This is a genomic window from Vibrio sp. Vb1574 (assembly GCF_033338675.1).
This window is the reverse complement of record NZ_JAWOTC010000474.1, coordinates 1-1,028: the sequence shown is the minus strand read 5'-3', so window position 1 is coordinate 1,028 and position 1,028 is coordinate 1. Positions and strand designations below refer to the sequence as shown.

1 protein-coding gene and 1 pseudogene are annotated in these 1,028 nt (G+C 43.6%); both read right to left on the bottom strand.

Translation table 11 applies throughout. From position 1 onward, the window contains the following. Positions 1-92: 92 nt before the first annotated feature. Entirely contained in the window at positions 93-929 is an 837-nt protein-coding gene (gene mepA, locus R7O12_RS26980; protein ID WP_318127128.1) for a penicillin-insensitive murein endopeptidase, read from the bottom strand. Positions 930-941: 12 nt separating this feature from the next. After that, positions 942-1,028 (bottom strand): annotated as a pseudogene (locus R7O12_RS26975) (DUF1904 domain-containing protein); the annotation flags it as partial.

The following is a 1,028-nucleotide window of genomic DNA, read 5'->3' as shown; positions in this document are numbered from 1 at the left end:
GTATTGGTATTATTAACTGTAGACAAAAGTATGATGTTTCTCCAGTTTCATAAAAGAGATACCTGAGCCGAAACAAGAACAAAGAGAAGACGTTATTTACTGACGATAAGTGGCTGACATTGTGGTGGAATCGCTTTTTTCTTTTTAGGTTTAGCCGCTACTTTTTCTGGCTGGGGCTTCGCTGGGACAACTGCTTTTGGCTTCCAACTCGCTAACTCCGAACCGCACCCATCACCAGAAGGAGGAGGTGCTTGATCGACACAATTAGAGCTTGAGTCAGGGCATGATAAGCGCACATGAAAATGATAATGATGTCCCCACCAAGGACGAACTTTACGTAGCCAAGAACGATCTTTTCCCCCTTCCTGAGCACACAGTTGCTCTTTGATAACAGGGTGAACAAAGATACGAGCCACCTCATCGCTCTTAGCAGCATAACGGATGAGTTCAAAATGCCTCTTATCCCATCGATGATTTAATATCGAGTAGTCTTGCAGATCAACCACACTCATCGGTTTCGGCAATTGAAGTTCGTTATAGGAGAGAGGAGAGTCAGCTAAACGCAACCAGATATCAATATCCAGCCCCGTTTGATGGCTTGAATGACCAGATGAAAAACGGCCGCCACGAGGTAAAGAAAGGTCGCCAATTAGTAAAGTAGTTTTTAACTTTTGATTCGCCTTTAAAGCTAGGCTTTCAACAAAATCTATAGTGTTAGGGTGCCCATAGTAGCGATTCGTTCGACTACGTAACACTTGATAACCTGTACCTTCTAAAGGCAGGGGGGAGGCCCCATCTAAGCAGCCGTTCGCGTAACTACCAATAGAAGAGGACATATTATGAGTGGGAGCACTAACTTGCTCCCATGGCGTAGCATAAAGATGAGCTGAGACAAATAAACTGAAATAAAAAGAAAGACTCAGCCGCATCATACATCCCCTTTAGTAATGTTCACCATTATCATAGTAGGCATTTGGCGATAGTGCAGAAAAAATGACTGCTACATCAATATCTTCACCGACTACACC

Excerpts from the sequence above, each read along its gene's own strand:
- mepA (WP_318127128.1), bottom strand. The coding sequence starts at position 929 with ATGCGGCTGAGTCTTTCTTTTTATTTCAGTTTATTTGTCTCAGCTCAT.